The organism is Fibrobacter succinogenes subsp. succinogenes S85, assembly GCF_000146505.1.
Classification (GTDB): Bacteria; Fibrobacterota; Fibrobacteria; order Fibrobacterales; family Fibrobacteraceae; genus Fibrobacter; species Fibrobacter succinogenes.
Genome location: NC_017448.1, coordinates 791,480 through 817,374, shown reverse-complemented (window position 1 = coordinate 817,374; position 25,895 = coordinate 791,480). Strand labels below are relative to the sequence as shown.

At 46.5% G+C, this 25,895-nt stretch carries 26 protein-coding genes; 10 read left to right on the top strand and 16 right to left on the bottom strand.

What is annotated here, in order from left to right:
• Positions 1-3 precede the first annotated feature (3 nt).
• Positions 4-696, top strand: a complete 693-nt coding sequence (locus FSU_RS03520; protein WP_012820170.1) for a hypothetical protein — start codon at positions 4-6, stop codon at positions 694-696.
• 9 nt (positions 697-705) lie between these two features.
• Here FSU_RS03520 and tsaE read toward each other — a convergent pair whose 3' ends face one another.
• From tsaE to FSU_RS03505, 3 genes are all read right to left on the bottom strand, one after another.
• Complete coding sequence (gene tsaE, locus FSU_RS03515) at positions 706-1,119, bottom strand: tRNA (adenosine(37)-N6)-threonylcarbamoyltransferase complex ATPase subunit type 1 TsaE (RefSeq protein WP_012820169.1); 414 nt, start codon at positions 1,117-1,119, stop codon at positions 706-708.
• 80 nt (positions 1,120-1,199) lie between these two features.
• Positions 1,200-2,327: a carboxynorspermidine decarboxylase gene (gene nspC / locus FSU_RS03510; protein WP_012820168.1), complete on the bottom strand. Its 1,128-nt coding sequence runs from the start codon at positions 2,325-2,327 to the stop codon at positions 1,200-1,202.
• 52 nt (positions 2,328-2,379) lie between these two features.
• Positions 2,380-2,625, bottom strand: coding sequence for a DUF1653 domain-containing protein (locus FSU_RS03505; RefSeq protein ID WP_012820167.1), 246 nt, complete (start codon positions 2,623-2,625; stop codon positions 2,380-2,382).
• 212 nt (positions 2,626-2,837) lie between these two features.
• On the opposite strand from FSU_RS03505, the gene FSU_RS03500 reads away from it, so the two are divergent.
• Positions 2,838-3,824, top strand: a complete 987-nt coding sequence (locus tag FSU_RS03500; RefSeq protein ID WP_012820166.1) for a nucleotidyltransferase family protein — start codon at positions 2,838-2,840, stop codon at positions 3,822-3,824.
• Between the two features lie 46 nt (positions 3,825-3,870).
• Here the strand turns inward: FSU_RS03500 and FSU_RS03495 are convergent, their stop codons facing one another.
• The 5 genes from FSU_RS03495 to FSU_RS03475 all read right to left on the bottom strand — a co-directional run bounded on the left by FSU_RS03495 (position 3,871) and on the right by FSU_RS03475 (position 8,629).
• Positions 3,871-5,805 carry a glycoside hydrolase family 44 protein gene (locus tag FSU_RS03495; protein ID WP_012820165.1) on the bottom strand — a complete coding sequence of 645 codons (1,935 nt, stop codon included), beginning with the start codon at positions 5,803-5,805 and terminating at the stop codon, positions 3,871-3,873.
• Between the two features lie 267 nt (positions 5,806-6,072).
• Positions 6,073-6,516 (bottom strand): DoxX family protein, encoded by a 444-nt coding sequence (locus FSU_RS03490; RefSeq protein ID WP_012820164.1) that lies wholly within the window; start codon positions 6,514-6,516, stop codon positions 6,073-6,075.
• A 75-nt stretch (positions 6,517-6,591) separates the two neighbouring features.
• The gene (locus tag FSU_RS03485; protein WP_012820163.1) at positions 6,592-7,038 is read right to left on the bottom strand and encodes a GNAT family N-acetyltransferase; all 447 of its coding nucleotides are present in this window, start codon (positions 7,036-7,038) and stop codon (positions 6,592-6,594) included.
• Between the two features lie 218 nt (positions 7,039-7,256).
• Positions 7,257-7,766, bottom strand: coding sequence for a hypothetical protein (locus tag FSU_RS16510; RefSeq protein ID WP_012820162.1), 510 nt, complete (start codon positions 7,764-7,766; stop codon positions 7,257-7,259).
• 308 nt (positions 7,767-8,074) lie between these two features.
• Complete coding sequence (locus FSU_RS03475; RefSeq protein ID WP_012820161.1) at positions 8,075-8,629, bottom strand: GNAT family N-acetyltransferase; 555 nt, start codon at positions 8,627-8,629, stop codon at positions 8,075-8,077.
• 81 nt (positions 8,630-8,710) lie between these two features.
• Here FSU_RS03475 and FSU_RS03470 point away from each other — a divergent pair, with 81 nt between their 5' ends.
• A complete protein-coding gene (locus FSU_RS03470; protein WP_012820160.1) occupies positions 8,711-9,616 on the top strand; it encodes an MBL fold metallo-hydrolase in 906 nt (301 codons plus the stop codon).
• A gap of 21 nt (positions 9,617-9,637) precedes the next feature.
• Here the strand turns inward: FSU_RS03470 and FSU_RS16255 are convergent, their stop codons facing one another.
• Complete coding sequence (locus tag FSU_RS16255; RefSeq protein ID WP_012820159.1) at positions 9,638-10,030, bottom strand: helix-turn-helix transcriptional regulator; 393 nt, start codon at positions 10,028-10,030, stop codon at positions 9,638-9,640.
• Positions 10,031-10,478: 448 nt separating this feature from the next.
• Between FSU_RS16255 and FSU_RS03460 the strand changes: the two genes are divergently transcribed.
• A complete protein-coding gene (locus FSU_RS03460; RefSeq protein WP_012820158.1) occupies positions 10,479-11,189 on the top strand; it encodes an SDR family NAD(P)-dependent oxidoreductase in 711 nt (236 codons plus the stop codon).
• 30 nt (positions 11,190-11,219) lie between these two features.
• Here the strand turns inward: FSU_RS03460 and FSU_RS16045 are convergent, their stop codons facing one another.
• Positions 11,220-11,969 carry a ribonuclease domain-containing protein gene (locus tag FSU_RS16045; protein ID WP_012820157.1) on the bottom strand — a complete coding sequence of 250 codons (750 nt, stop codon included), beginning with the start codon at positions 11,967-11,969 and terminating at the stop codon, positions 11,220-11,222.
• Positions 11,970-12,042: 73 nt separating this feature from the next.
• Here FSU_RS16045 and FSU_RS15835 point away from each other — a divergent pair, with 73 nt between their 5' ends.
• The 3 genes from FSU_RS15835 to FSU_RS03440 all read left to right on the top strand — a co-directional run bounded on the left by FSU_RS15835 (position 12,043) and on the right by FSU_RS03440 (position 16,686).
• The gene (locus tag FSU_RS15835) at positions 12,043-13,539 is read left to right on the top strand and encodes an FISUMP domain-containing protein (RefSeq protein WP_157747924.1); all 1,497 of its coding nucleotides are present in this window, start codon (positions 12,043-12,045) and stop codon (positions 13,537-13,539) included.
• A 463-nt stretch (positions 13,540-14,002) separates the two neighbouring features.
• Entirely contained in the window at positions 14,003-15,481 is a 1,479-nt protein-coding gene (gene ilvC, locus FSU_RS03445) for a ketol-acid reductoisomerase (RefSeq protein WP_012820155.1), read from the top strand.
• A gap of 467 nt (positions 15,482-15,948) precedes the next feature.
• The gene (locus FSU_RS03440) at positions 15,949-16,686 is read left to right on the top strand and encodes a hypothetical protein (protein ID WP_012820154.1); all 738 of its coding nucleotides are present in this window, start codon (positions 15,949-15,951) and stop codon (positions 16,684-16,686) included.
• Between the two features lie 93 nt (positions 16,687-16,779).
• Here the strand turns inward: FSU_RS03440 and FSU_RS03435 are convergent, their stop codons facing one another.
• Positions 16,780-17,160, bottom strand: coding sequence for a DUF4423 domain-containing protein (locus FSU_RS03435; protein WP_012820153.1), 381 nt, complete (start codon positions 17,158-17,160; stop codon positions 16,780-16,782).
• Between the two features lie 20 nt (positions 17,161-17,180).
• Here FSU_RS03435 and FSU_RS03430 point away from each other — a divergent pair, with 20 nt between their 5' ends.
• Together FSU_RS03430 and FSU_RS03425 are read left to right on the top strand one after the other, a co-directional pair.
• Positions 17,181-17,849 (top strand): Ig-like domain-containing protein, encoded by a 669-nt coding sequence (locus FSU_RS03430; RefSeq protein WP_012820152.1) that lies wholly within the window; start codon positions 17,181-17,183, stop codon positions 17,847-17,849.
• Positions 17,850-18,114: 265 nt separating this feature from the next.
• Positions 18,115-18,567: a hypothetical protein gene (locus FSU_RS03425; protein ID WP_014545293.1), complete on the top strand. Its 453-nt coding sequence runs from the start codon at positions 18,115-18,117 to the stop codon at positions 18,565-18,567.
• A gap of 127 nt (positions 18,568-18,694) precedes the next feature.
• On the opposite strand, the gene FSU_RS03420 is transcribed toward FSU_RS03425, so the two are convergent.
• From FSU_RS03420 to FSU_RS03400, 5 genes are all read right to left on the bottom strand, one after another.
• Positions 18,695-19,720, bottom strand: coding sequence for a hypothetical protein (locus FSU_RS03420; RefSeq protein ID WP_012820150.1), 1,026 nt, complete (start codon positions 19,718-19,720; stop codon positions 18,695-18,697).
• 42 nt (positions 19,721-19,762) lie between these two features.
• A complete protein-coding gene (locus tag FSU_RS03415) occupies positions 19,763-20,575 on the bottom strand; it encodes a GIY-YIG nuclease family protein (protein WP_012820149.1) in 813 nt (270 codons plus the stop codon).
• 33 nt (positions 20,576-20,608) lie between these two features.
• Positions 20,609-20,821, bottom strand: a complete 213-nt coding sequence (locus tag FSU_RS03410; RefSeq protein ID WP_012820148.1) for a hypothetical protein — start codon at positions 20,819-20,821, stop codon at positions 20,609-20,611.
• Positions 20,822-21,078: 257 nt separating this feature from the next.
• Positions 21,079-23,685, bottom strand: a complete 2,607-nt coding sequence (locus FSU_RS03405) for a YfhO family protein (protein WP_012820147.1) — start codon at positions 23,683-23,685, stop codon at positions 21,079-21,081.
• A 295-nt stretch (positions 23,686-23,980) separates the two neighbouring features.
• On the bottom strand, positions 23,981-24,934 hold the full coding sequence (locus tag FSU_RS03400; protein WP_014545290.1) for an ArsR/SmtB family transcription factor: 954 nt from the start codon (positions 24,932-24,934) through the stop codon (positions 23,981-23,983).
• A gap of 85 nt (positions 24,935-25,019) precedes the next feature.
• On the opposite strand from FSU_RS03400, the gene FSU_RS15830 reads away from it, so the two are divergent.
• Complete coding sequence (locus FSU_RS15830) at positions 25,020-25,862, top strand: phosphatase PAP2 family protein (protein ID WP_049858413.1); 843 nt, start codon at positions 25,020-25,022, stop codon at positions 25,860-25,862.
• Positions 25,863-25,895 lie beyond the last annotated feature (33 nt).

The window sequence follows — 25,895 nt, the reverse complement described above, 5'->3', positions numbered from 1 at the left end:
TCTATGTTTAGTTTCTTGAATGGAAAAAGCCCGTTTGACGAGGCTGAAGAAAAACTGGAAGCCGGTGAAACCATTAACGGTAGACCGAAACTTCCGCAGGCGCCGATTATGGGCTGGCAGGACGGTGTGTTCTTGCTCGTGCTTATCGGCTTAATCGCTGGTGGCTATTACTATTACCAGTATGCCAAGCAGAAAAGTGCCACCATGTTTGCAAACTGCGATGCTTTGTATGTCGCTGCAGAGACCAATGCTGCAAAATATGTGGATGCCGAAGCCTGCTATAACGAAACGTGGGACTTGGGCTTTGTGAGCGATTCCATGGAAATCCTCCGCCAGAACCGTTTGGGTGCCATCGAAGATTTGCGCAACCACCAGAAGGATTTGTATGCTGATGCTATGGGTGCCATGGCTGCACGTGATACAGTTGCTGCATACAAAGTTGTGACTGAATACAATGGTCCGATGCTCTTGAGTCAGGGCGACCGCAAGGATTGGAACAACATTGCCAATAACGATGCTGTCAAGGCTAGCGTTGCTGCTGCCGTTGCCCGTGCCGATTCGATTGCAAAGGAAAAGGCTATTGCGGATTCCTTGGCTCAGGTCGCTGCAGAACTTCGTGCAAAGGCTGTTGCTGATTCTATAGAAAAAGCGAACAAGAAACTTGCTCGCAAGGGTAAGCGCAAAAAGGCTCAATAAGGCTGAACGCTATTTCGCGATTTTCTCGACTGTAATTTCGCGTTCGGTCTCGGAAACGATTTGGATTTTAACGACGTGGGTGATGCCTGCGTCGTTTTCTTCTAATCGCTCGGGCCATTCGATGAGGCTGATGCCTCTTTCAAGATAGTCCGGGTCCATGCCGACTTCATAAAGGTCTGCGCCGCCTTCGAGGCGGTACAGGTCGAAGTGGAAAATGGGCGGGTTGTTCGGGTATTCGTGGAGGATGGTGTAGGTCGGGGAGCAGACTGTGCCTTCGAAACCGAGCCCTTTGCAGATGCCGCGGCTGATGACTGTCTTGCCTGCGCCGAGGTTCCCGTAGAGGGCGACCTTGTCGCCGACCTTGAGTTCCTTCGCAAATTCAAGCGCCCAGTTGTATGTTTCGTCTTCGCTTTTGAATTTCATTGCTTGCTCATGATGCTTTTTTGTCATGCCCGAGTTTACTAATCACTAACTACTAATCACTAACCACTGTGCTTACGGCGCTACAGCTTCTCCTTAAACTGCTCGTACGTGAATTTGTGCAGCAGGTGGAACTTGCCGTTTTCGTCGAACTTGCCGATGCTCGGGTGGCGCACACCGTTGAAGAACGTGGTCTTGACCATGGTGTAGTGGATCATGTCTTCGAAGATGATGCGGTCGCCGACCTTGAGCGGTTCGTCGAACGAGAAGTCACCGAGCTGATCGCCTGCGAGGCAGGAATTGCCCGTGAGCTTATACGTGTGTGCCTTTTCGCCCGGGAATGCGGCGCCGATGACGCTTGGACGGTAAGGCATTTCGAGGCAGTCCGGCATGTGGGCGCTGATGGAAACGTTGAGTATTGCGATGTCCATTTCGTTGTGGACGATGTCGCCAACGCTTGTGACAAGTTCACCGGTCTGCCAGCCGATAGCTTCGCCCGGTTCCATGATGACCTGCAAGTGCGGGTAACGTGCGGAGAAATCCTTGAGAATGCGCACGAGTTCGTCGCGGTGGTAGTCCTTGCGGGTGATGTGGTGGCCACCGCCGAAGTTCACCCACTTCATTTGCGGGAGGTACTTGCCGAAGTGCTTTTCAAATGCGGCGAGAACGCCTTCTAGGGCGTCGGCATCTTGTTCGCAAAGTGCATGGAAGTGGAGTCCGTCAATGCCATCGAGGAGTTCGGGCTTGAATTCCTTTTCGGTCACGCCGAGGCGGGAGAACTTGCCGCAGGGGTTGTAAAGGTCGGTTTCGACTGTCGAAAATTCCGGGTTCACGCGGATGCCGGCACTGACGCCGTGGGCTAGCGTCTTGTCCTTGTAACGCTGCCACTGCGAAAAGCTGTTGAACGTGATGTGGTCCGCTGCATCGAGGATGGCGTCGATTTCGTCGTCTTCGTAGACGGGCGCAAAGACGTGGACTTCCTTGTTCATCTCTTCGCGCGCGAGGCGGGCTTCGTTGAGGCTAGAGGCGGTGGCGCCGGCGAGGTATTCGCCGATGAGCGGGAAAGAACGCCAGAAGCTGTAACCCTTGAGGGCGCAGATGATTTTGACGCCGGTCTTTTTCTGGATATCGTCGAGGATTTCCATATTGCGGCGGAGACGCGTTTCGTCAAGTACGAAACAGGGACTTGGAACTTGAGAATAGTCGAGCATGACTAGAAAGATAGAAAATTCGTTATGCGGGTGAGAAGCTGAAAAGGTGTAATTACTGTTGTCCAAGCTCAACTTCTTCAAAACGCCATTTTTGCTTGACTTCAGGATATTTTTCGTGATCAACTTCGCTTAAGAACATGGATTTCTCTCGAATCCACATGGCGTTATCTCCGTAGAGCTTGCGGTAGATGACGTATTCTTCGTCGGTCTCGGAATGTTTTGCGACTCCTTCGACAATGTAGTAGCGGTTCTTGAAGTGCTTGTAAATGCCGTGGATTTTGAGTTCTCTGTTTTCCATAAAATTTTATCCTAAATATTCAAGATCAAAATTTTTTTAAGTTTTTGTAATTTGTTACAATTCGTGAAAATCTCTTTTACATCATACGTAATGTTTTGAAATGCGAAAAAATATTTGTTTTGTAATTTACCTTATTTCACTAGAATTCGCAAGAGCTTTTGTTATATTTTGACACGTAAAAACCGCAAGAATTCTTGCTCGGGAGGCGTAAGATGATTTCTTTGAATGACTATCTGTTTTCTGGAAACACGGTGCTGAAAATTTTGCACCAATATTCAAATGATCTCAGAAACAGTGCTAAGGAAACGCATAATAGCATTGATCTTGCGCATTCGAATTTTTTGATTCAGATTATTGAATTGCTAGAACACAATGACTTCTTGACTTCGCAATCTCAACGAATAAAAGAATTCTACAAGTACATGACGAGGGAATATCCCTTCTTGGCGTTTACGTTCAAAGGACGCATCAAGTCATTGATTCGCGCCGAAGAAAAATTTAATGGATATATCCTTGAATTTGTTTATAACTATTACAAGAAAAATGGGGTGTTCCCATCTGAAGCCGAAATAAAAAGCACACTGAATTTTCGCGACTTGATTGCTTACCGTATTGTCATTTCGATGCCTGCTTGCCATATCAAAAAAGGTGAGGAACGGAGCGAAGTTGAACGGAAGTATCTTTACGAAATTGCGAACGTCATGCCTGAATTTTTGGAAGAACGTGGATTTACTCCAGAAATTTCAAGACACAAGGATGGCGGCCATTGCGACTTGCTGAAAGATGCTGTTCAACCGTATTACCATGATTCGGTGGCGACTCCGCGAAGCTCCGGTTATCAATCGTTGCACATAACGATGTATGATAATCTTGCGCGTTGCTATACGGAAGTACAACTTAGAACAAAAGATATGGATGACTTTGCCGAAATCGGTGATGCAAATCACTTCGGGTATGAAAAGACTCAAGAAACGCGTCGTTCCAAACATGACCAAATTCCGAGTGGCGAGTGCGTTTACTTTGACGATGCTTATGAGCGCCTGACAAAATTGCAGGAACTTGAGCTTTCAAAGCTGGACGTGAACATGTTCAAGGCCATCAACAATCAATTGATCAACGATGGCTGCGGACTGTTTAGAGGTCGCCAAATCTTGCCGTTCGAACACCTGTCGAGATTCCAGAACGACTTGATTGATTAGCGTTCTGGTATGATAGGCTTTCGTTAGTTGTTGCTATAGATAAATTCTACTTCACTGTTATTTTTTGCATTTGCGTTCCGCTTGCAGTTTCTATGCGCACAATGAAATTGCCTTTGCTGAGCACTTCGCTTGCAATGCGGAAGTTTCCGCGGGCGGGCTGTTGTATTCGCAGTACGCTTTGCCCGAGACTGTTGAACACGTTTATACGGCGCACTTTCCCTGAACCGTTGTCGATAAACCAGTTGCCGTTTTCCTGGTGCAGCAGGTTCCCTGAGAGTGTGCTTCTCGTGGGGGCTATGGCGTCGATTTGTTTTGGCGTAGTCGTAGTGAGTAGCACCGCGGTGATGGATTTTGCAGGGAGCGTCATCTTGAATCTGTTTATGCTGTAGCCCGTCGCAGTGGTCGTTCCGCCCTGCGCATTTGCTTCAACTGCGTTCTCTTTCAAGGCGTTGCTTGTGTGCGAAACGAACGTTTCGCCTTGGAGATTTTGCAAGGTGAGTGTTTTGACTGTTCCGTCGGAGGCGAAGTTCGCAAGATCGAGGTTGATTTCTTGTGCGTCCTTTTCAGCGCGGTTCACGAAGATGACTGTGAGCGAATCGCCCTTGTTGCTGATAGAACTGTAGGCGGATACCAGCGAATCATTACTTGAAGTCGACTGCACTCGGTTCGGGTGGCCGTAGCGGCTGAACAGGTGCACCGTTTCGTACATTCCGTCGCCCCACGTCCACGGGGTGAAAATCTCCACGCCGTTATCTTGCATGGTGCCGAGGAACGATGCGTAAGTGAGGGCCGTTACCATGGGGTCGTTGTCAATGATGCTTGTTTCGGTAATGCCGAGCGTGATGCCGTGATCCTTGCCGAAGTATTTTTCGAGCCACTGGTTGATGCGCACGAAAATGTACTCCTTGGTAACTTTATTGTCCCAGTTGCCACCGACCATCTTTATGCCGTTTGCGCCTGGATAGTTATAGGTTGTATCAAACAAGACTCGATGCCAGTTCACGCGTGATTCGTAATCCTTTTCTGTCGGGTACCAGTGAATGTCGAAAACATCGAGTAGGCGAACACCAGATTTTTTCTGTTCTTCGGCAACTTTCATGATAAAGTATTCTAGCCAACAGTAGTTGCGGTCTTCGCCTTTAGGGCGGTCTTCCTTGTTGTACGAAGATACGGAACACCATTGCCATTCGTTTGCTGCAACAGGACCGGTAAGCTTAATGTCGCCCCAAGCGGCACGAGCCTTCTTGGCTACGTCGATGTAACGCTCAACGAGAAAGTCTCCCGTGACGGGCAAATCCAAATCGTTGTGCGTGCCGCGCCAGATTTCCATCTCGTTATCCATGCTCCAATATTTAAAACGGCTCATGTCGAACTTGAGTTCGTCTTTCCAATGAGGGATAATGGCTACCGTAGAATCGGCCGGCCATTCCATGTTGTAAAGCGATGGGTCGCCTGCCTTGATGAGCGTCTTGCCGTCTTCTGAGACTTCGCCGCCGCCCGCAAGGTCGAACGTTTGCGTTGCGTACGTGCCGTGTTCTTGTTTCCAGTTCCAGTCGGGAAAGTTGTAGTCAGTGCTGCTAGCTGCATAGCCTGTGAGCTGGAAGGCGTACATGGCGTCGACTCCCGGCATCTTGTCAAGCACCTTTTGTGCAGTAATTGCCCAATCGTGCGAGTACACGTTGTTATACCAGTCGGGGTGAACTGTCATTTTGTGACGCCAATTGTAGCGCGTGGCATTGTTGCCGTTGTTCGCTCGCAACATGTGGATGCCTGCTTCGAGCATCTGGTTGATGAAGGCAGACTCTTCTTCGGTCACCTCAGCGTCGCCATCGCTGATTTTGTCGATGTTTCGCCCGTAAAGGTACGGCGAAATTTTCTTGATGCCCGCATTTGCATCAACGGTAATGTCGATGGCCAATGTGGGGGAGATAGCAAATAGCGTGCCGAATGCAGCCACTGTGAAAAAATTTGAATATCCCATAAACAACGCCTTTTAAATGGTCCCTGCGGAACGGTTTTCCTGTAAATATATACTCAAAATATAGTTTGGCAAAAATTAAATAAACGCCTGTGGACATTTGTGACTACAGGCGCATTTTTAGGGATGGGCGTTTTTTTTACGGAGATTCCGCCTTTTTAGGACTTTTGCGCAATTCTTGCGCTGTGGGTTTGGAGTACCTATAAAAACGTGGTTTGGCGTGGATTTATAGGTACCCGGTTGTGAAAAATTGACTTTTAATGAACTCGCTTACTTGCTTTCTTTGCGTTTGTTGCAATAGCGATTTCGCCATTCCTTGAGCTTCTGCACGCCGTCAGTGGACCAGAGCGCCCAGGCAATCAATACCGGCTGGAAGAACAGGCGGATGAATCGGGCCTGGTCAGTATCGAGCCCGAAAGCGCTGATGCCGTTCACGTACTGGCTGATGTTGCCCGGGAAAATAGCAACGTAGAACAGAGCAAGCAGTACGCCAACCGTACCCTTGTGCTTGTACAAGAATATCATGCTGAGGCCGAGCAAAATCTCGACGACGCCCGAGGCCAATACCACGAAATCCAGGAATCCCGGATTCTGCGGAAACCACGATGGGACCTGCGCTAGGAATTCCTGCCTAGCGATGGTCAAGTGACTGAAACCTGCGTAGGTCATAAATAACCCTAGCAGACCCCTACAAAACATTTTTAAGTATTTCATACTTTTAATATAGGATAAAAAGGGCGGAAAAGTCAAAAAATTTTTTTGCCACGAATGAGTGCTAAAAGGCTAACGTTAAACTGAAATTTCTATTTCAAACAGTTGGTTCGCAAGCCCGACCGTTGGCTTAAAATCTGCAATTTTTTTGAATCCGTATTTTTCGTACAGCCCGTGATGTTCGCTTTTAAGATAAACTTTTTTATAGCCGAGCCTTTGGGCGTAATCAAGCGCTGCGTCAATTAAGCTTTTGGATAGCCGCTCTCCCCGGAATTCTTCGCCAACGTAAACGAGGTTAATAAAGGGGCTGCAATTGAATTGCGCAGGAGTGTTCCCGTTCTCCTCGAGAACGCAAAAGCCGACAACATCTTCACCGTGTACAGCAACGAAAACTTTTTCCCAGTCTAGGAAATCGTTTTTTGACATTCGCTCGGCTAAACGACGCCCCGGCAGCCATGGGCAATCTTTCGCGAAAGCGCGGGTCTTTTCCCACCACGGATCATCTTTGTTGATCGCGATTATCATTGCTTGCCTCGGCTTTTAAAGAATCCCTATAAGACTTAACTAAACATGATAAAACTCTTTTAGGACAATATACCACTTTTTCAAAGGGATAGTTTTACCTCAGCCCCCAAAGAGCACCTATAAGATCTGAGAGGCGAATGAGCCACAATGACATTGCCGCGTTCGTCAAGGCATAAAAGAGTTTTGATACAACACAAATAAAAAACAACAAAATAAACTTATATATAATAAAAACACACTCCTTCTTTACGTTTTAATTCCGACAATCTAGACTTAAATACAAAAAGTATTTTTTTTGAAAATGGGTTTTTCTCTATGAAAAAACCATCTACAGGTTCCTTATTATAGAAAATTGTTATTAAATCGGATGTTTCTACAACAACCATACCAGTATTTTCATGAATAGCCCCTATTCCCGTCGTTACAGGAAATTGATATGTTCCAAAAAATTCTTTTTCTGATTCATTTTCATAAGCAAATCGATAAACACGGTTTAAATTTTTCGCACCAATGGAGAAATACAGACGACTCCAAAAATCAGCCTCAACATTCTCTTCATATACCGAAAGTTTTTTTCCTTCAATCACACAACGTTCCATTTGTTTCCCATCTGAAGTTTTTTTCTTAAAATGAAACTCTCCATAGCCTTCAAAAAGGGCCTTTCCATCACACGAAGTGCATACAAACACAAAAGCAAAGCTGCATAAGAAAAAAAATTTTCGAGTCATCTGAAACAATATTCACTTCCTAATAAATATTTTATGGATTAAAGTTATCAAAGCCCCAAGTTTGCATAACAGCACTTGAGAAATCTTCGTGTTCACCCCAAAAAACTCTATATTTTGCAGCAACTAAAGTTTTACCTCAGCTCATAAAGAGCCTCTATAAGATCTACTTTCTGAATATACCTTATTTTATGCGGGTTCGCAAGCGTTTTGACGCTGAAAAAATCAGAAAAATTGGATGGATTCCTGGGATTTGGGCCATTTTTTTTGGAGCCCTGGTGCTGCCGAAGTGGCTGTTGATTTTCAGATTTTTACGGGTACTTTGCTCCGGGGACGTTCTTCAGAATTTCTTTCCAGAAGTCACGGAATTCCTTTTCGGTGACTGTGCCGCCTGCGGTGAGCAGGCGGTAGTGCTCGCCTTGCCAGACGTAATCAAAGGGGGAGGAGCCAAAGCCGTTGCGTAAATAAAATTCGCGGCGGCGATTTCTGCGTTCGAGTTCCTCGGCGTCCTTGGAATCTTCTTCGACTTCGATATCGACAACGATGCGTGTGTCGGGGTGTTGTTCGCGAATGACTTGCAGAATTTGTGAGCCGTATCCGCGACTGCGCAGTTCTGGAACGACTGCGAAATAGACGATGTTCGTAATGCTCCCGTGCGTGATGGAGTTCGAGAACCCGCAGAACTTGGGAGCCGCGGCGTTCTTGCCATCTTCCTTGTCGAAAAATGCCCAAAATTCTCGCTTGATTTTATCGTCGAGCAAATGCTTTATTGGAATGCGTTCGTTCGCCGGGAACGCCGATTCGTACAGCGCCTTGACCTGCGGAAACCAGGGGGCATCTCTTGTGACATCGAAAAACTGGAGCATTTGCAGAAAGAATAGGATAATGAGTCTTGTGTGTCAAGTTTGCGAATGTAATCCTGCGTCTTTTAGTATATATTTATTCTTATGAAACTGTTTGACAATATTTTTATTCCTTTTATCGCAGCGCTTGCTTTGACTGTCGTTGGTTGCAACGAATCAAAAAATTCCACGAAAGATTCTGCGGAAAGTAAGGTGGCGTCAAATTTTGAGGCTCCTGCAAAAGAGAGTACGCTTGCTGTTGAGGGAACGAAAACCATTACGCTTGCGAACGGAGCTGTTGTCACCTGGATTCAGGATAACGAGGGTAAAAAATTTATGCCTCGCGAACTTTTCAGCGATGCAAGCGATTCACTTTACGAAAGTTTGAATATGCCGGCAGGGCTCCCTGCTTCTGTCAGCACGTTCTTGGTAAAAACGGATGGTAAGTACATTTTGTTTGATGCTGGTCTTGGCGCGTGGGGCGGACAGCTTTTAAAGCGTCTTGATGCTTTGAAAGTGAATCCGGATTCCATCGGTCTTGTCTACTTGACGCATTTCCATGCAGACCACATTGCAGGTCTTGTGAAAAGCGGTGGCACCGGAAAGATGGAAAAGGTTTTTAAAAATGCTTCCGTTTATGCGGGCAAGGTGGAATATGATGCTTGGATGAACAACATCCCGAAAAATGATTTGCAAAAGAACATCATGGCTCTTTATAAAGATAGTCTTCATTTGTTTGCGTTCGGAGACAGCCTCCCGCATGGAGTGCTTGCGATGGATGCCGTTGGCCACACGCCGGGACATACCGCTTTCAAAATTTCAAACTTGCTAGTAATCGGCGATTTGATGCACGGCTATGCTTTGCAAAAGAATCATCCCGAAATCAATTCCAATTACGATATGGACAAGGAAAAATCCGCTGCAAGCCGCAAACGCATTATGCAATACGCTCGTGAAAACAAACTCCTGATGGCGGGTATGCACTTGCCCCCTCCGGGATTCGCGAAGTAAAGGCTTTTTGCAGAAAGAAGGTTACCAGAACAGGTTCTTGTAGCTAGTTCCGAGAGCGTTGGCGAGACGATGTGCCATTTTGCGTCCGATAGGCTCTTTGCCTCGTTCCATTGCAGATACTTGTTGCTTTGTAATTCCTGCTTTGTCTGCCAGCTGTTGTTGCGTGTAGCCGAAGGTCGTTCGCAAAAGCTTTAAGCTTTCAGCGGGAGTGGACCTGGCTTCCGTTTCCTTGAACCAGTCGGTATCCATAATATTTATGGATTCTTCATTGTCTTCGCTCTTGATTTCCTCTACATTTGGAAAAGCGGACTTTAAAAATATGACGAGATAATCGGGGATGTTTTTCCCTTCGAATGTAAAAACGGTCCCGTTTTTTGCCTTGCTAGTAAGGCGCATTTTCACGGCTTCCAACATAGGTGACCTCCAGTTCGATTCCTTTAATCGTTTCAATCCAGCATGCCGCCCAGTGGTATGATAGGTGGCAATGATGCGTATTTGTGTTCACAAGTTTTTTGTAGTTCGGCCAGTTGGGTAGGACAGGCCCTTTCTCGTGCAAGTCTCTTACCAATTTGGCGAAAGAACTTGCTCTTTTTGGGACATAAGCCTTACTGCTTTTAGAATTTTTGGTTTTGTTATTACATTCATAATATATGAAAAATCTTTTCTCCTGTCAAGAAATTTTCTTTACGTCTATATTGAAAAGGACTCCAAGTAAAAACTTGGAGTCCAAATCTACAATTGAAATATTTGAAAAAAGAGAAATCCCTAAATTTTGCAACCAACCGTTTGCAAAAAGCTTGATTTTGTCGCCTATGATTGTCGGCCGTTCTTGCCAGAAGAACAGGAATGTATATTTACTCTTATGAAATTGTTTGAAAATAAAGTGGTCGTGGTGACGGGCGGAGCACATGGGATTGGCGCTTCCATAGTGAGTGAATTTGAAAAAGAGGGCGCGAATGTCGTGTACATTGATATCCGCGAAAATCCTTGTTTTGTCGGGGATCTTTCAAAGAAAGAGACTTTGGAAAAGTTTGCGCAATTCGTCATCGAAAAATACGGTCATGTGGATGTGCTAGTAAATAACGCACTCCCGCTCATGAAAGGTATTGACGAATGTAGCTACGAGGAATTCAGTTATGCGTTAGCTGTCGGCGTGACGGCCCCATTTTACCTCGCAAAACTTTTTGCGCCGCATTTTGCAAAGGGTGCTAGCATTATAAATATCTCGTCATCTCGCGACCGTATGAGCCAACCGCAAACGGAAAGTTATACGGCAGCGAAGGGCGGGATTGCAGCTCTCACGCATGCGCTAGCTGTGAGTTTTGCGGGCCGTGTGCGTGTGAATTCAATTTCGCCGGGCTGGATTGATACGGATTTCAAAGTCTACGAAGGTCCTGATGCCACTCAGCAGCCTGCGGGTCGTGTCGGCAATCCTCTTGATATCGCAAATATGGTTCTTTACCTTGCAAGCGACAAGGCCGGCTTTATCACCGGCGAAAACATCTGCATCGATGGCGGTATGACTCGCCAGATGATTTACCACAATGATTGCGGCTGGAAATTGGAAGGGTAGGAAATTTATCTGGAATGCGCAATTACCTAATCAATTTCCAAATTCAATTTTATTGAATGTTTTGTAATGGTTGCCGGTGTAATAGATATTGCAACCGCTGCTATAGATAAGGCGGTTTGTGCCGCGATTGTTTCCGAAGTAATCAACATCGGCTTCGTACCATGTTCCTTGAGGCAGTTGTCCTTCGCGATTGTCGAAGTTGTCGCCGCCAATCATCACGCCGAGCGTCGTGAGAGGATTGAAATTCCATTTGGTAAAATTGCGACCGGTTTTCTGCTCGTAGAGTCTTTTGCCTTCGCTTTTGGTGATGTAGTTTGAAGGAAGTTGTCCGTTGTCGCAGATGTACTTTGCAACATGAAGCCTTGATGTGTATTCCTTTTCGGCGGGATTTTCTTTTAATAGGCAGACTTTTTTCTTGCGGGGGGCATCATCGGGGGTTGTGTAAACTACGTATATGTCGAATGCGAATGCTAACGCAATGCATATCGCGACTATCACAGCGATCTTGGATTTTTTCGTCTTACGATAATTTTTGCGTACTGGGGAGGTTACTTGCTCGTCTCGTGAGGCGACACCATCGAGAATTCCTTTTTCGATTCTTGCGCCTTTCTCAGTTTTGCCGAAGTTGTAGATGATGATTGTATCACCGACTTTAGGCGGTCTCACGGGATGCCCTAAAGCTGAAATATGGACAAAATATTTTGTTCCGTTTGCGGTTGCAAAACCGAATCCTTTTTCTTCGTTCCATTGCGTGACGGTAGCTTTATTTGTGATGGGCATGGGGAAACCATTCTTTCGTTATTTTGGAAGAAATAATTTATATTTGTGGGGTAATTTTAATTTAGAAGATTTTATGAGCTTTGATATTGTTATTGGCAAAAAATGCATTGCTATTTCTTGTTTATTGTTGTTCCTTGCTGCATGTGGCGGAGATGATAGTAATTCCGTTAGTGCGGGTGATGAACCGGTAAGCAAGATTAGTTCTAGTTCGTCGGAAAAGCTGAGTTCATCAGGATCTCGAGTAAAGTCTTCGAGTTCTAGCGTTCAGAAGAATTCTTCTAGCAGTGAAAAGGCTAAGTCCTCGTCATCGAGTTCTGTAAAGTCAAGCAGTAGTTCTGAATCAATTCAGCAATCGTCTAGTTCCCAGATTGCCTGGAGCTGGGATGTGCCTAAAGAAACTTACTTGAATCCCGAAATACAGTACGATACTATGATTGATTCTCGTGATGGCAAGGTTTATAAGATTGTGACTATTGCCCCGAAAGGACATCCGTATTCTGAAACGTGGATGGCGGAGAATCTAAACTATGCAGACAGCTCCGCAACTCCAAGTCTTAAGGGCAATAATCGGTGCTATAAAAATGTGGCGAAAAACTGCAATGTAGGAGGTCGCTTTTACACTTGGGCTGCTGCTATCGATTCGGTGAAATTGGCTAATGATAGCTTGGACCCACTGGACTGCGGGATCGACAAGTATTGTGGCCTTGGAAACATGATTCGTGGCATTTGTCCCGAGGGCTGGCACCTACCGAGTATGGATGAATGGAGAAGACTGTTCGATCGGTTTAGTTCCAAACGTTTAGCAGATATCGGGTTCAAGTCTCAAAGCGGATGGGCTAAAGATGGTAACGGCGATGACTCCTTCGGGTTCAGTGCTTTGCCTGTTGGCTTATGGAATAGTAGAGGCGATTACTTTGTAAGCAGTAATGACTTCACGGTATTCTGGAGTTCTACTGAGTCCTGTGGTGGAAGTGAGCTGTGTGACAAGGGCTGTATGAACGGCGTGTGTTTTGTGTATTTGGACGCTAACAGCGGGGAAATGCATCTGTATGACTACTATAAAAATGACGGCTTTTCTGTTCGTTGCCTCAGGGACAATGGTTGGAGTTGGAATGTACCCAAGTATGCTCGCCTGAATCCAGATGTTACCTATGGCTCCATGACTGATGAGCGTGATGGTCAAACATACAAGACCGTTGTCATTGGCTCGCAAACTTGGATGGCACAGAATCTCAATTATGCTTACACACGTGTTCCATATAAATTCTACAGCAACACTAGCGATTCCTCTAGCTGGTGCTATGACAATAAGGCGAAGTATTGCCATGTGGGAGGTCGCCTTTACACTTGGGCTGCTGCTATTGATTCGGTGAAATTGGCGAACGATACTATCAATCCAATGAACTGCGGTTACGATAAAATGTGCGACTTTACGGGCCATGTGCAGGGAATTTGCCCCAGTGGTTGGCACCTGCCGAATAAAGACGAATGGGAAGTCCTACTTACTACAGTTGGGGGGGGCGACTACGGCCGGTCCCAAACTCAAGTCCAAGAGCGCCTGGTGTTATAACTGTAATGAAGATTCCTTCGGGTTCAGTGCTTTGCCTATTGATGTTATCAGCACGCACTTCTGGAGTTCTACGGAACCCAATTATTCAACCGCATACAGCATGATTCTGTTTTCCGAAACTGAAAACGCGGGCTTGCTAAACTTCAACAAATACGAAAAGTTTTTAGTTCGTTGTCTCAAGGATTAAAACGTGAATCTAGGCCTTGTTTGCGTGAATTTGATTTAATTTGTTTGTGCAAAAAGAAACTCTTGTAGCTGAATCCGGGGTGTTAGGGGCGGAGCCCCTAGGAGTAGGGGTGATGGAAGACCCGGCGTGCCGGGGCTGCAATCAGGGGGAGGCTTCCCCCTCCAGTCCCTTTTTTTTACGTTTTCTAGTAATTAGTGGATGGAAACTAGTAACTTTTTCCACTTTACTTTGCTATCTTTCCGCTTGGAACATTTTATTTAACAGAGGTTCAAAAAAATGAATTATTTCAACTCTATCCCTATGCGTCGCCAACTCGAAGAAATTGGCCACTGCCGTTTCATGGAACATTCTGAATTCAGCCGTGGTGTTGAAGCCCTCAAGGGTAAGAAGATTGTGTTCGTCGGTTGCGGTGCTCAGGGTCTCCATCAGGGTCTCGACCTTCGCGATAGCGGTTTGGATGTTTCCTACACGCTCCGCAAGGAAGCCATCGAACAGAAGCGCCAGTCCTGGAAGAACGCTACTGAAAACGGCTTCAAGGTCGGTACTTATGAAGAAATGATTCCGGATGCAGACCTCGTTTGCAACCTCACACCGGATAAGCAGCACCACAACGTGATCCCGGCTATCATGAAGCTCATGAAGAAGGGCGCAGCTCTTTCTTACAGCCATGGCTTCAACATCGTCGAAGAAGGCCAGGAAATCCGCAAGGACATCACTGTGATCATGGTCGCTCCGAAGGGACCGGGTTCCGAAGTTCGTTCTGAATACCTCCGTGGTTTCGGCATGCCGTGCCTTATCGCTGTCCACCCGGAAAACGACCCTGAAGGCAAGGGCTGGGACTATGCCAAGGCTTACGCTGCTGGTCTCCACGCTGACCGTCCGGGCGTTCTCGAAAGCTCTTTCGTCGCCGAAGTGAAGTCTGACCTCATGGGCGAACAGACCATCCTTTGCGGTATGCTCCAGACCGGTACGATCCTTTGCTACGACAAGATGGTGAAGGAATTCGGTATCGATAAGGCTTACGCTGTGAAGCTCCTCCAGTACGGCTGGGAAACGATTTCCGAAGCCCTCAAACATGGTGGTATCACGAACATGATGGACCGTCTCTCCAACCCGGCTAAGATCCGCGCAACGGAACTTGCTGAAAAGATGAAGAAGATCATGAAGCCGCTCTACCAGGAACATCAGGACAACATCATCTCTGGCAAGTTCTCCAGCACGATGATGGTCGACTGGGAAGCTGGCGACAAGGACCTCCTCAAGTGGCGTGGCGAAACCGGCGAACTCGAATTCGAAAAGGTTGCCGCAACTGACAAGCAGATTACCGAACAGGAATACTTCGACCGTGGCGTTCTCATGACCGCTATGATCAAGGCCGGTGTGGAACTCGCATTCGAAACCATGTGCTCTGTGGGCATCAAGCCGATGAGCGCTTACTACGAATCCCTCCACGAAACTCCGCTCATTGCAAACCTCATCGCTCGTAAGAAGCTGTTCGAAATGAACCGCGTCATCAGCGATACCGCAGAATACGGCTGCTACCTCTTTGCTAACAAGTGCGTTCCTCTCCTCGCTGACTTCATGAAGAACGAAGTCAAGAAGGGCGACATTGGCGATATCTTCAACGAAGGCAATACCAACGCTGTCGATAACGAAGAACTCATCAAGGTTAACAAGAACATCCGTCAACATCCGGTGGAAGAAGTCGGTGCTTGGCTGCGTGACCGCATGAGCGGCATGACCCGCGTCGTGTAACCTCGGTTCCGCTTAGCGAGATGAAAGTTGTCTAAGCTCGCTTATCCAACTTTCGCAACACAACAGCCCGCCGAAAGGCGGGCTTTGTGCATTTATGCGATAATGATTTTCTCGCAGCTTTTTGTTGCGTTTGTGGCGGCTTCCTGTCGCGTTTGGGGCGGTCGTTCGCAGTAATTTACTTCCCACCGACGGGAACCATCGCGAACTCTAGCTGAAAGACTTTGTCGCTGTACTAGTATGTACAGCTTCGGGGTCTGCGGCCTTGCTATACTTGCTTATAGTGAAAATTGAATCTGTAGTTTGCCCCCGCACAGAAGCGGGCTCTTTTTATTTCCGCTGCGAATTTGATTATTCTGCTGCTTCGATGAGACATTTATGGCAAAGTGTATAAGGCTTTTTCCATGTCTTTTTATGTTATTTTTAGTCGATAGTGGTTTTTCTATAAAATCTTTTGTCAAGGAGTAACAATGTCCAAATATGATAATGACTTATTAAAGCTGCCTTTTTACAAGAATCACGCGTACATGCTTCCTTTTGTTGGAGATGATTACGATTTGAGTAAGCATAAAAAACTCTTGTTGGTTGGAGATAGCCATTATATGCCTGATGGTACAATTGTTCATCACGATGTTTCAACATGGTATATGAATCCAACAGTGATTCATAATTCTAAAGAAGAAAATAATTGCGCTACGCGTAAAACTTGGGGCGTATGGCGTAATACAACATTTTGTAACCGTGTTCAAGAAACAATGGATTTGGCTACAGGAAAAAGGGATGCATGGAAATCAGTTGCGTTTTACAATTATTTTTTACGCCCAGCAGATGAAAGTGAACAAAATATGCAGAAATTTTGGAGTAAACATGGAGGAGAAAAAGATGATAGAGAATATGCTATCAAAAATTTGGTCGATGTTATAGGTATTCTTAAACCAAATCTCATCGTTTTTATGAGTAGGTTGGTTAAGGATTGTGTTGAAGGTGTTTTCGATGATAAGGGAAAAAGAAATTCTAGATATCCTGGAGACTATTGGCGTTGTTTTAAACAAGATTTTTGGGACTGGACTAAAGGAAAAAATATTGATTACATTTATACAAATCATCCATCTGAGCCGTGCTGGTTTATTACAATGGAAAAATATGCTAAAGCTGAAGGAAAAAGATCTTGTGACTTTTTTAAAGAATGGCTTTGCACAAATTGGTGAATTTAGGAAAAAAACTTATATTCGCTAGTAAAAATTGGGCTTGCAATTTGTCACTGCAGAAGCTGTTTTTTTTATTCCGTTGCGAAGTAATCTTTACTTCCCGCCGACGGGGAACATCGCAAACTCTAGCTGAAAGACTTTGTCGCTATTTTGGTCTTCTTCGGCGATGAGCGCGATTTCCTTGCGGAAGGCGTTGATGCGTTCCACGATGCGTTCGTAGCCTTCTTGGCTGATGCCGAGCGTGAGTCCTGAAATGTGGCGGCTGCCGGGCGGGTCGCGGTCGATGGAATCGGCGGCGAGCTTTAGGCAATGCTGGTGGTAGCCGCGGAGCGCGAGTTTCGACGTGCGGTCACCCGTGGTGATGGAATTCTCCGTCAGCACGTATTTTCCGCTTTTATCTTTTTTAATCAGTTCGCATTCTTCGAGCAACTGCACCGACTTTTTCGCTTCTTCGGCGGTGATGTGCGGGCGCACTCGTAAAAAGCGTTGCCGACATGGGCATCAAAACGAACAACGGCTGGGGCGAAGTGATTGCAGGGACTGCCGCGAAGGATTCCGATAAGGACGGCATGCCCGATTACTTTGAAGAAGCTATGGGCTACGATGTCAATAAAGATGACGCAATGACCAAGGAAAGCGATGGTTATGTGCGTATCGAAAAGTACATCAACTGGCTCGGGGCTTCGCATATGCACATTACGGACGAATCTTCACGCAATTTTGACTTGCGTACTATTACGTGTGGATTCCAGTCGGTCAAACCGACTTACAGCGTATCTGCTGCAGAGAATGGAACGGTTGAATTGCTTGCAGATGGCTACACGGCTCGCTTTACGCCGAAGGCAAATTTTAAAGGCTTGGCTTCGTTCAAGTACATAGTCAAAGGCGACGATAAAACTGAATATACGGGCCGCGTTGAAGTGCTTGTGGAAAAGGGCGCTGCAGACGAGTCAACTGTGACGGATCCTTCAGATACACCGGAATCAAGTACGACGCGGATTGTTGAAAAACTCCGCTTGCGTGGAAATTCCGAGGCCGTGAAAATTTTCGATATGAATGGCAATTATATGGAAACTTCGACGTCTAATTTACCGCAGGGGCACTATATCGTTCGCCAAAATATTCAGGGCAGAGTCGTTAATTTCTTGTATAATAAAAATTGATTGTTATTTTTGGTGTAGTTTTATTATTGGAGTGTGTTGGAATGTTTTCTTTTAAAAGCTTTGCGACTGTAGCGGTCGCATGCGGTATGGGGCTTGCTTATGGCATTACCCCGAACAAGCTTGTTTCTGGCGGAATCCCGGCGCATACGGAATCTACAACGACGGATTACTTGACCGATGGCTATTTGACGAACTGGAAAAGTAGCAATGCCAAGGAAATTGTGTTGATGGTGGGCGAGGGCCCTAAAAAGCTCTTGACAATAAATTGCCGAAGGGCCCTGACTTTTATAGCTATTTCCGCGAACATCAGGAACTCCTCGGAAGCGATGGTGTCCATCCGAATTCTGAAGGCGGTGGTCAGGCGATGCATCACCTGTGGGCGGAGGCTCTGGCTCCGCTGTATGCTGCGGGGAATTCTAGCAATACTGGCGGCTCAAAACAAGATTCGACGACCAATGTTCGAAAAGTTGCGCGATGGGCTAAAGACGCTGTGCCGCAAGTGAGAGTGCAAGGCAAGGTTATTGACATCTCGAACATTGCGCCTGCTAATCGCGGAGTGACCGAAGTTAGCCTTGTTTCTGCGATTGGAACCGTTGTCGAAAAAATCCATACAACATCAAATACGGTTCGCTTTTCAACAGGTGTCCATGCAGGGCATTACCTAGTTGTTGTGCGTAATGCGGGGCATTATGGCGTTGCGAACGTTGTTGTGAAATAAGTGTGCGAATAAAAGTCGTTTTTCCCGATTTGTTGAAAATAGCAAAGCCTCGCGTAAGCGAGGCTTTTATTGTTATCAGTTTTCTTAATGTCTTTTGACTTTTTCTTGGTAAGTGCTTTCTTTGTAATTAACTGTTAAGCAGAAATACTGACACTAGTGTCAGTATTAGCCAAATTATAGAAAGAGTTGTTCCGGAAATATCTGTAAATCCAAACAACCAGCAAGCAAACCCGTAAAAGAGTCCAAACAACCAGCAAACAACCGCACTTCCCACAATACATACGGCTACTCTCACTAGGAAGTCTCCGAAATTTTGTGATAGCTGAATTAAACGTATTGTTGTTACACCTATGCCTAATATTATACCTAGTATTAGGCCTACGTTGGACATGAGTGAGTAGCATACATATGCTGACAATAGTGTAAAAATGATTCCAAAAATGACATTAAATAAAACGGCTTTCTGATGTTCTTCCTCCTCTCGTTCCCTTCGTTCTGCTTCGTAGGCTTCTTTTTCTCGTTCTGCTTTTATACGAGCTTGTTCAGCAGCTTCCGCTTCTTTGCGCTCTCGTTCCGCTCTTTCTGCAGCTTCTTTTTCTCGTCGGATACGTTCTTGGGTGTCGTATTCTTGTTTCAGCTTTTTTTGTTCTTCAAAGAACGATTCATATTTAGCTGTTGAAGCGCAATTGTCACAAACATAGTCGTTTCTATCTTTTACATATATGACTGGCTCGTCAAAAAAAGTTTTTGTTCTATAATATTCTTTTTCTATCAGGCGAATTGGTGTTGATCTAGGATCGTTTTTCCAAAAGTACTGATTACAATCAATGCACTTTTTTAGCAGTTCAAAGCATTTGTTGCAAACGGGTTTGCCGATAGGGGATTCGACCGCGGAATATCCTCGTTCTTCATTAAATGTTCCCTGGCAATGGCAACACGTAAATGTGGTTAGGCCAGCAATGCGTCTAGCTTCTTCGGCATCGCGAGCTGCCTGACGTTGGTATTCGACTTCTTCTTCTCTGAGTTCCTCTAGGCGTTCCCTATGCTCTTCAGCTTTTTTTTGTTCTCTATAACAGTTATGACATAAACTATTATGTATCTGACAATCAATGGGGCCTATTTCTTCTCCACATTTTCTACAAAAAAGAGCCATTCATTTTCCTTTGTTAAAAAGTTGAAAATTACAGACTAAAAATCAATTGTTATTATAACCGAAATCTCTTGTCATAAGAACGTTTTTCCACCAAGATTCTCGATTTATAATTACTTCGTCAGCAGTAGTCGATTTAAATATTTCCAAAATAGTGTATTGAAAATTAGACTTTATATAATTGGGTTTAAGTTTTTTGAAATCAACGTTTCCACCATGACAATTTTCTGCATAATTTGTCCATCGACCTAAAAGCATGTTTTCGCCATACGCAGACCCTACATACATTTTTCCCGTTTTTTTATCAGTAATCAAATAAACGCCCTTTTGATTTTGAAGAGCTGTTTTCCATGACTCTTTACTTATAACACGGGACAGCTTTTCCCAAGAAATATTCACGTTCTCATAACCAGGGAAAACATCGTCATCATATATATCTGGCAATATTTCAACAACTTCACAATCGTTTATACAGGTCTCGGCGTAAAAGATGGGATTTCGACTTTTGTTTTTATATCTGATGATTAAACGACCGCAGTATTTTGAAAATTCTTCAATATCGCTATAGTCGTATCCTACGCCGTTGAGTATGTTTAAATCCTTAATCACCTTGCCCGCATGGAATAAAAGCCATGTATTATCTTTACGGTCGTAGGGGATAAAGCCCAGCGTCCTTTGATTAAGTTTAAAAGATTTTCTTTGGGGATAATTCCAATAATGTCCATCTATGTATTTTTTGAGGTTGTTTTTATCGAATGCATCAATAGGGTTGTAATTTCCATTCATTTGCAGATTAAAACGAATTCTCACATCTGCGAAATTTTCAATTTTTAATATGTCGTTTAAGAAGATGGCCATAAAAGTATGTGATCTTTTTTTTGATTGTTTGGCTTAATTTGCTATTCCTGTGGAAGTCGGCGTATAGTAATCGTCGAAATACTGCCCCATGTACACATGCACGTCGAACAGGCCGATGGAGGTGTTTTCGCTAGCAGCCTTGTTTTGTAAACTAGAATTTTCGCTGGGGGGAGGTAACAGGTTTAACGGCTCCTTAAGGTCGGATGCCGTATTGGAAAGCGTTTCCATGTTACCAAAAACTTTCATACGGGACAAATATAAATCATTTACTGGCTCAGTGGGGTTGAAAACTTTCAAAAATCTTTTTTTTGGAAAAAAGGCGGCCTTTCGATCGCTTTTGAGTATCTTGGAAATTTAGAATTTCAGACCGTTATTTCTGCGTCAGGGCGAACTGCGAATTTTCCGGAACCGGAACGGGACATAAAAAGAGACCGTTCGTAGAGAACGGTCTTTTGTGAATTTTTGAAATTTGAAAAATTGAATGCTTTAAATTACGTTTAAGATTAAGTTGTTGCTTTCTTGTTCTTCACGAATACATACACGCCGAAGGCGATGAGCAAGATGGCAGCAAACAGGCTCACCTTCAGGCAAGCGTGGAACGGCTTACTGCGGTATTCCATGCGGACTTCGGATTTGCCCTTCGGAATTTCGACAGCGCGGAGATCGCCGAATGCCTTGTAGACCTTGGCTTCCTTGCCGTTGACGGTTGCTTTCCAGTAGGGGTGGTAGTTGCCTGCGACAACCATGAAGCCTGCGCGGTCGCTTTCGACCTGGTACACTTGCGTGTCCATCTTCGGGCTTGCAACAAGCTTTGCCTTGCCCTGTGCGATGCCTCCTTCACCCTTGTTTTGTGGTTCTTCGGAGAGGATGACTTTTTCGCGGTAGGCAAACCCGTTCTTGAGCGCGTCAATGGCCTTGGAATCTTCCATCGTGGTCGATTCACCATAGATGTAGGCTTCGCCCATGGCGGTTGTAATCGGCATGTAGGTCGTGCCGCGCTGTGTGTCGAAGATGATGGCGTTGATGTTCATCAAGTCGAGGAACGGATGTGCTCCATCCGGTTCGTTGATGTTCATCAAGTAGTTCGCATTGCCCTGACCGCCACGGAATTCGCGGTAGCTTGCAAGTTCGTTGTCGTGGAAACCGTCCGCATTACGCATGTGGTACTGTGGGAAGATGTTTCCGCTGATAGCCTTGTTGCGCGAGAGCGAAAGTACGCGCGGTTGGTTGATGGAATCTGCTTTGAACGGAGCCTTGAGCGCGGCAACGACGCCGTTGTTCGGCTGCAAGTATTCTTTGGCGGCCACGTTTTGGATAAACGCACCGTTGATGGTCATGAGCTCAAGGCCAGCAACTGCTGCGAGAATGCCGACCTTGGCAGGGATGCTCCCTTTCCACTTGAATACGGCAAAGCTTACGCCGATGACGATAAGAATCAAGAAGAAACTTGGAAGAATCTTTGATGCGGTGGCGTTCATCACGACTTCGTTCAGCGGCTTGAAGTACGGGGCTGTGACGGGGTCGTTCAAGAGTTTCTGACCGCTCATGAGGAAGAGCCCGATGATTGCAAATCCGATAACGACGGCTGCCTGGACACCTCTCGATGTTCCCGGAAGTTTTGCCTTGAATGCGTCCATAAAATTTTTGACGTTAATTGCTTTGCCTTGATCGTCTAGGCTCATCACACCGAGGCATGCGACTGCGTAGGCGAGGCAAACGACGAATCCGAACGGGCTGATAAAGAGTGTCCAGTTGAAACGAGCAATCACGACGAGCAAAAGTAGAATGACGAACATCGCTGTTCCGTGCAACAGTGCGCGATGGTTCTTGGCGGCATTTTCGCTTTCATCAGAGATGGCCTTGAGTACAGGACCTGCCATCATCACGAGCAAGAGCGGGAGCCAGAAAAGGGCCATGCCCGGAGCGCGGAAGTTCTTGACGCCCGGTAGAATATTGTACCAGAGCTTGAAGAGCGGAGAATGGTCACCCATGCCGTAGCTCAAAGCGACAACGGCACCGAGTCCCCAGAAACTAGCCCAACGGCGCTTGCCCGGTAGGAACAGGCAGAGGAATCCGAGGAACGTGAGGAGTGCGCCTGCGTTGTTGTGGTCGAGCTTGAAGCTGTTATGGCCCCAGTAGAACGGGCTCCCTTGACTGCCGGATTCGGCCATCTTGCGGTATTCGTCCATGGTGATGTTGACCAAGGAACTGCTCTTCAGGTCATTCGTCTTTTCGTCCTGTTCGTAGACGTCGACACCGATAAATCCTGGGATGAGCATCTGTGCCATTTCTTCCTGATGGAAGGACCAGCTCACGGCGTGACCGTAATTGGTGTGGTCTCCTTCACCGCGGACGGATTGCGTCGTGGTGTAGAGGTAAGGCGGAATCACCTGGAAGCAACTGAGGGCAAGTCCAAAGGCGAGGCCTGCGGCAGCGAGTCCGACTCGTTTACCGCGGATGGCAAGTGTGTTGCAATGGAAGGCAGCTTCGTAAAGCGTGTAAAGACCTGCACCCCACAAGAAGAGATACGTGAGCTGCAGGTGGCTTCCGAGAATCATCCAGGTGACGCTAAGCGCAAAGACGATAAGGTAGGGAAGGCTACCGTCGCGGACGATCTTACGGATGGCAAGGAGAGCCAACGGGGCGATGGCGAAAACCATCATCTTTCCATCGTGGCCACCGTAAATGTAAGTGAAGTATTCCGGCGAAAATGCATAAAGGAATCCGAGAAGCGAACCCCACCACTTGTTGCCGGTCAAGTTCCAGGCGAGGAGCATTGCGCTCATGAAGGCAACCCATACGGTCAAGATGAACTTGAAACCGACGGCGCGTGCCGGATCCATGATGAACTGCGTCCACACGAGCGGGTGGTAAGCGTCGGCAAAGAGCGCGTCAAGAGTCGGGACACCGCCAAGGCGGCTATCGTCCCATTCCGTGAGGATGACGTCGAACGTGCGCAAAATGCGGCTGCCGATGCCGTTCAGCTGGTCGCTGTTGAGCATGAGTTGACTGGAATCGAATGCGAAATCGCGGAAGACAAACAGCAAAATCGCAAAGAAAACTGTGGCCATTGCCACAAAGAATGCGGGTTTCTTATTGAGAAAATTCATGTTAGGAAATATAAAAATACCGCAGAGGATGCCCACTACGGTTTGTTAAATTGTTTGCTTTTGAACGAATTTGCTATCGAGATTATTCGAGCGTGTTTTCGTCGGTCTTGGCGGTCTTGACAAGACTGTAGATGCCGAATGCAGAAATAATGCACACTGCGGCGATGACGACGTACTTAATCAATTTTCCCATAAGGTTTCTCCTTGACTTTTTAAGTAAAAATATTTGTTTTTTGCAAAGCGGTCAAGCGATTTTTTTAATACCGCCTACTTCCTACCGTCTACTGTCTACTTCTTACTCCTTCGTGATGATCATGCAAATCACGGGGAGCTTTTTGTCGACTTCGTTTTCACTCGGGATGATTTCGCTCTCGACCACCTTGCAGTTGAGCTCCTTCACAAAGAATTCAAGCTGGCTGCGTTCAAAACCAAGCCAAATGTGGCCGTGTGTCGTGCGGAACGATTCTTCCTTGTGCTGGGCGAGGTCCAGAAGCGCAAGCATTCCACCCGGTTTCAAAATGCGGGTCGCTTCCTTGAGGGCAAGACGCGGGTCGGTCGCATGGTGCAATACCTGGCTCATCAAGACGAGGTCAGCATAGTTGGACGGGAGACCCGTCTGCGTCATGTCGGCGACCTTGGGCGTCACGTTTTCGATGCCCTTCTGGTGCAAAATCTGCTGGAATCCGCTAATGATTTTCGGGTCGTAGTCGAGTGCGGTCACGTTCTTGCAACGGCTTGCGAGCATGAGCGAGAGGTCTCCGCCTTCGCCACAACCGATGTCCACGGCGTTTTCGAACGGCACCATGAGCTTGCTGAACAGGCTGATTTGAGCCTTGAGGCTGCCGCCGGCCTGGTCGAGCTTGTGGATTTGTCCCTTGGTTTTGTCGGTGCGTTCTTCGAGCGCTTGTGCGGCGCGGCACTTGAGAATATCCTTGTCCTGCAGTTCGTCGTAAGCTTCGCGGATAATCTGCAATAGGCGGCTGCTCATGTAAAGTTCTTCACTCAGGCGGTAATAAGCCTTGATGCCGTCGCGACGGTCTTTTACGAGCCCGCATTGCGCAAGCTTTGCCAAGTGGCGGCTTGCGTTACTCTGGTGGATATCTAGAATGTCCTTGATTTCGTTGACTGTAAATTCGGACTGGTCCAGTAGGAGCAGTATCTTGAGGCGCATTTCGTCGGAAATGGCTCCAAAAAGTTCCATGTTCGGGATGATAGGTTCTCGGTTCTGGTTTAAATTCGAATTTGTCACGTGTTCCGCCAATACTTTTTTATGTTTGTCTTTGTGAATATAAATTTTTAATGGACTTTTGATGTTTTCTGGGCGATTTAAAAGCTTGTTTCAAGCGCTTTTTGCGGTGTTGTGTTCTGCAACGCTTGTCTTGGGTACGCCCGACGCATCTCGGAACATGCTCGGCGCATCCCTCGTAGATAATCCCGCACCTCGCCATTACGAAGTTTCTGTCCGCTTGGATGTTCCGCTTTCGCTTGGAATCGTTATGACTTCGGTGCTAGGCGTTTATCAGTACTATGGGATGTCGCGCATCTCTTCGAGCGACTTGAAGCCCAAATCGGAGCTGTTGCCTTGGGACCGCCCGTTTGCAGGGCATTACTGCGGGTGGGCTATGACCGTGAGCCATTATTCGGGAGCCTTGGTGGTTGCTCCTTTGGCTTTGGCGGGGTACTCCTGGTATAAGGGCGATGCCGATGGTCATGACTTTGGCGCCTTTACGCTTATGTTTGTAGAAGCGATTGCCTTGCAGAATGCCTTGAACCAGATTGTCCGTTCGACGCAGTTGTGGCCGCGCCCTTACATTTATGCGGAACGTGGTGAAGGCCGCAGAAAGGCGGAGTCCGCGCGTGGGGAGGCTTATGGCTCGTTTTATTCGGGGCATGCTTCGGCGGCGTTTACGGTGGCTGTGTTTACGGGCGAATGGTTCTCTGAAATTTACCCAAACTCCCAGTACAAAAGTCTCGTCTGGGCATCGTCATTGACACTTGCGGCTGCCGTTGGCGCGTTGCGCGTGGTTGCGGGCAAACATTATCCTACTGATGTGGTAGTTGGATCGCTTATGGGGACGGGCGTGAGCCTTGGAGTCCTCAAATTGCATGAATTATGTAAAAAGAATATTTCTTTTTGGGCAATTCCGGGCAATATAGGCGCTATTTTTTACTTTTGACAATTTTTTATAGCATTTTTTCCGAAAAAGCGT

Coding starts and splice junctions, on each gene's coding strand:
- FSU_RS03485 (WP_012820163.1), bottom strand. CDS start 7,038: ATGATAATCGCGATCAACAAAGATGATCCGTGGTGGGAAAAGACCCGC.
- FSU_RS03500 (WP_012820166.1), top strand. CDS start 2,838: ATGATTTCTTTGAATGACTATCTGTTTTCTGGAAACACGGTGCTGAAA.
- FSU_RS03405 (WP_012820147.1), bottom strand. CDS start 23,685: ATGAATTTTCTCAATAAGAAACCCGCATTCTTTGTGGCAATGGCCACA.
- FSU_RS03460 (WP_012820158.1), top strand. CDS start 10,479: ATGAAATTGTTTGAAAATAAAGTGGTCGTGGTGACGGGCGGAGCACAT.
- FSU_RS03470 (WP_012820160.1), top strand. CDS start 8,711: ATGAAACTGTTTGACAATATTTTTATTCCTTTTATCGCAGCGCTTGCT.
- tsaE (WP_012820169.1), bottom strand. CDS start 1,119: ATGAAATTCAAAAGCGAAGACGAAACATACAACTGGGCGCTTGAATTT.
- FSU_RS16045 (WP_012820157.1), bottom strand. CDS start 11,969: ATGCCCATCACAAATAAAGCTACCGTCACGCAATGGAACGAAGAAAAA.
- FSU_RS03415 (WP_012820149.1), bottom strand. CDS start 20,575: ATGGCCATCTTCTTAAACGACATATTAAAAATTGAAAATTTCGCAGAT.
- nspC (WP_012820168.1), bottom strand. CDS start 2,327: ATGCTCGACTATTCTCAAGTTCCAAGTCCCTGTTTCGTACTTGACGAA.
- FSU_RS03440 (WP_012820154.1), top strand. CDS start 15,949: ATGTCCAAATATGATAATGACTTATTAAAGCTGCCTTTTTACAAGAAT.
- FSU_RS03420 (WP_012820150.1), bottom strand. CDS start 19,720: ATGGCTCTTTTTTGTAGAAAATGTGGAGAAGAAATAGGCCCCATTGAT.
- FSU_RS03495 (WP_012820165.1), bottom strand. CDS start 5,805: ATGGGATATTCAAATTTTTTCACAGTGGCTGCATTCGGCACGCTATTT.
- FSU_RS03475 (WP_012820161.1), bottom strand. CDS start 8,629: ATGCTCCAGTTTTTCGATGTCACAAGAGATGCCCCCTGGTTTCCGCAG.
- FSU_RS03520 (WP_012820170.1), top strand. CDS start 4: ATGTTTAGTTTCTTGAATGGAAAAAGCCCGTTTGACGAGGCTGAAGAA.
- FSU_RS03505 (WP_012820167.1), bottom strand. CDS start 2,625: ATGGAAAACAGAGAACTCAAAATCCACGGCATTTACAAGCACTTCAAG.
- FSU_RS16255 (WP_012820159.1), bottom strand. CDS start 10,030: ATGTTGGAAGCCGTGAAAATGCGCCTTACTAGCAAGGCAAAAAACGGG.
- FSU_RS03490 (WP_012820164.1), bottom strand. CDS start 6,516: ATGAAATACTTAAAAATGTTTTGTAGGGGTCTGCTAGGGTTATTTATG.
- FSU_RS03410 (WP_012820148.1), bottom strand. CDS start 20,821: ATGAAAGTTTTTGGTAACATGGAAACGCTTTCCAATACGGCATCCGAC.
- FSU_RS15835 (WP_157747924.1), top strand. CDS start 12,043: ATGAGCTTTGATATTGTTATTGGCAAAAAATGCATTGCTATTTCTTGT.
- FSU_RS16510 (WP_012820162.1), bottom strand. CDS start 7,766: ATGACTCGAAAATTTTTTTTCTTATGCAGCTTTGCTTTTGTGTTTGTA.
- ilvC (WP_012820155.1), top strand. CDS start 14,003: ATGAATTATTTCAACTCTATCCCTATGCGTCGCCAACTCGAAGAAATT.
- FSU_RS03430 (WP_012820152.1), top strand. CDS start 17,181: ATGGGCATCAAAACGAACAACGGCTGGGGCGAAGTGATTGCAGGGACT.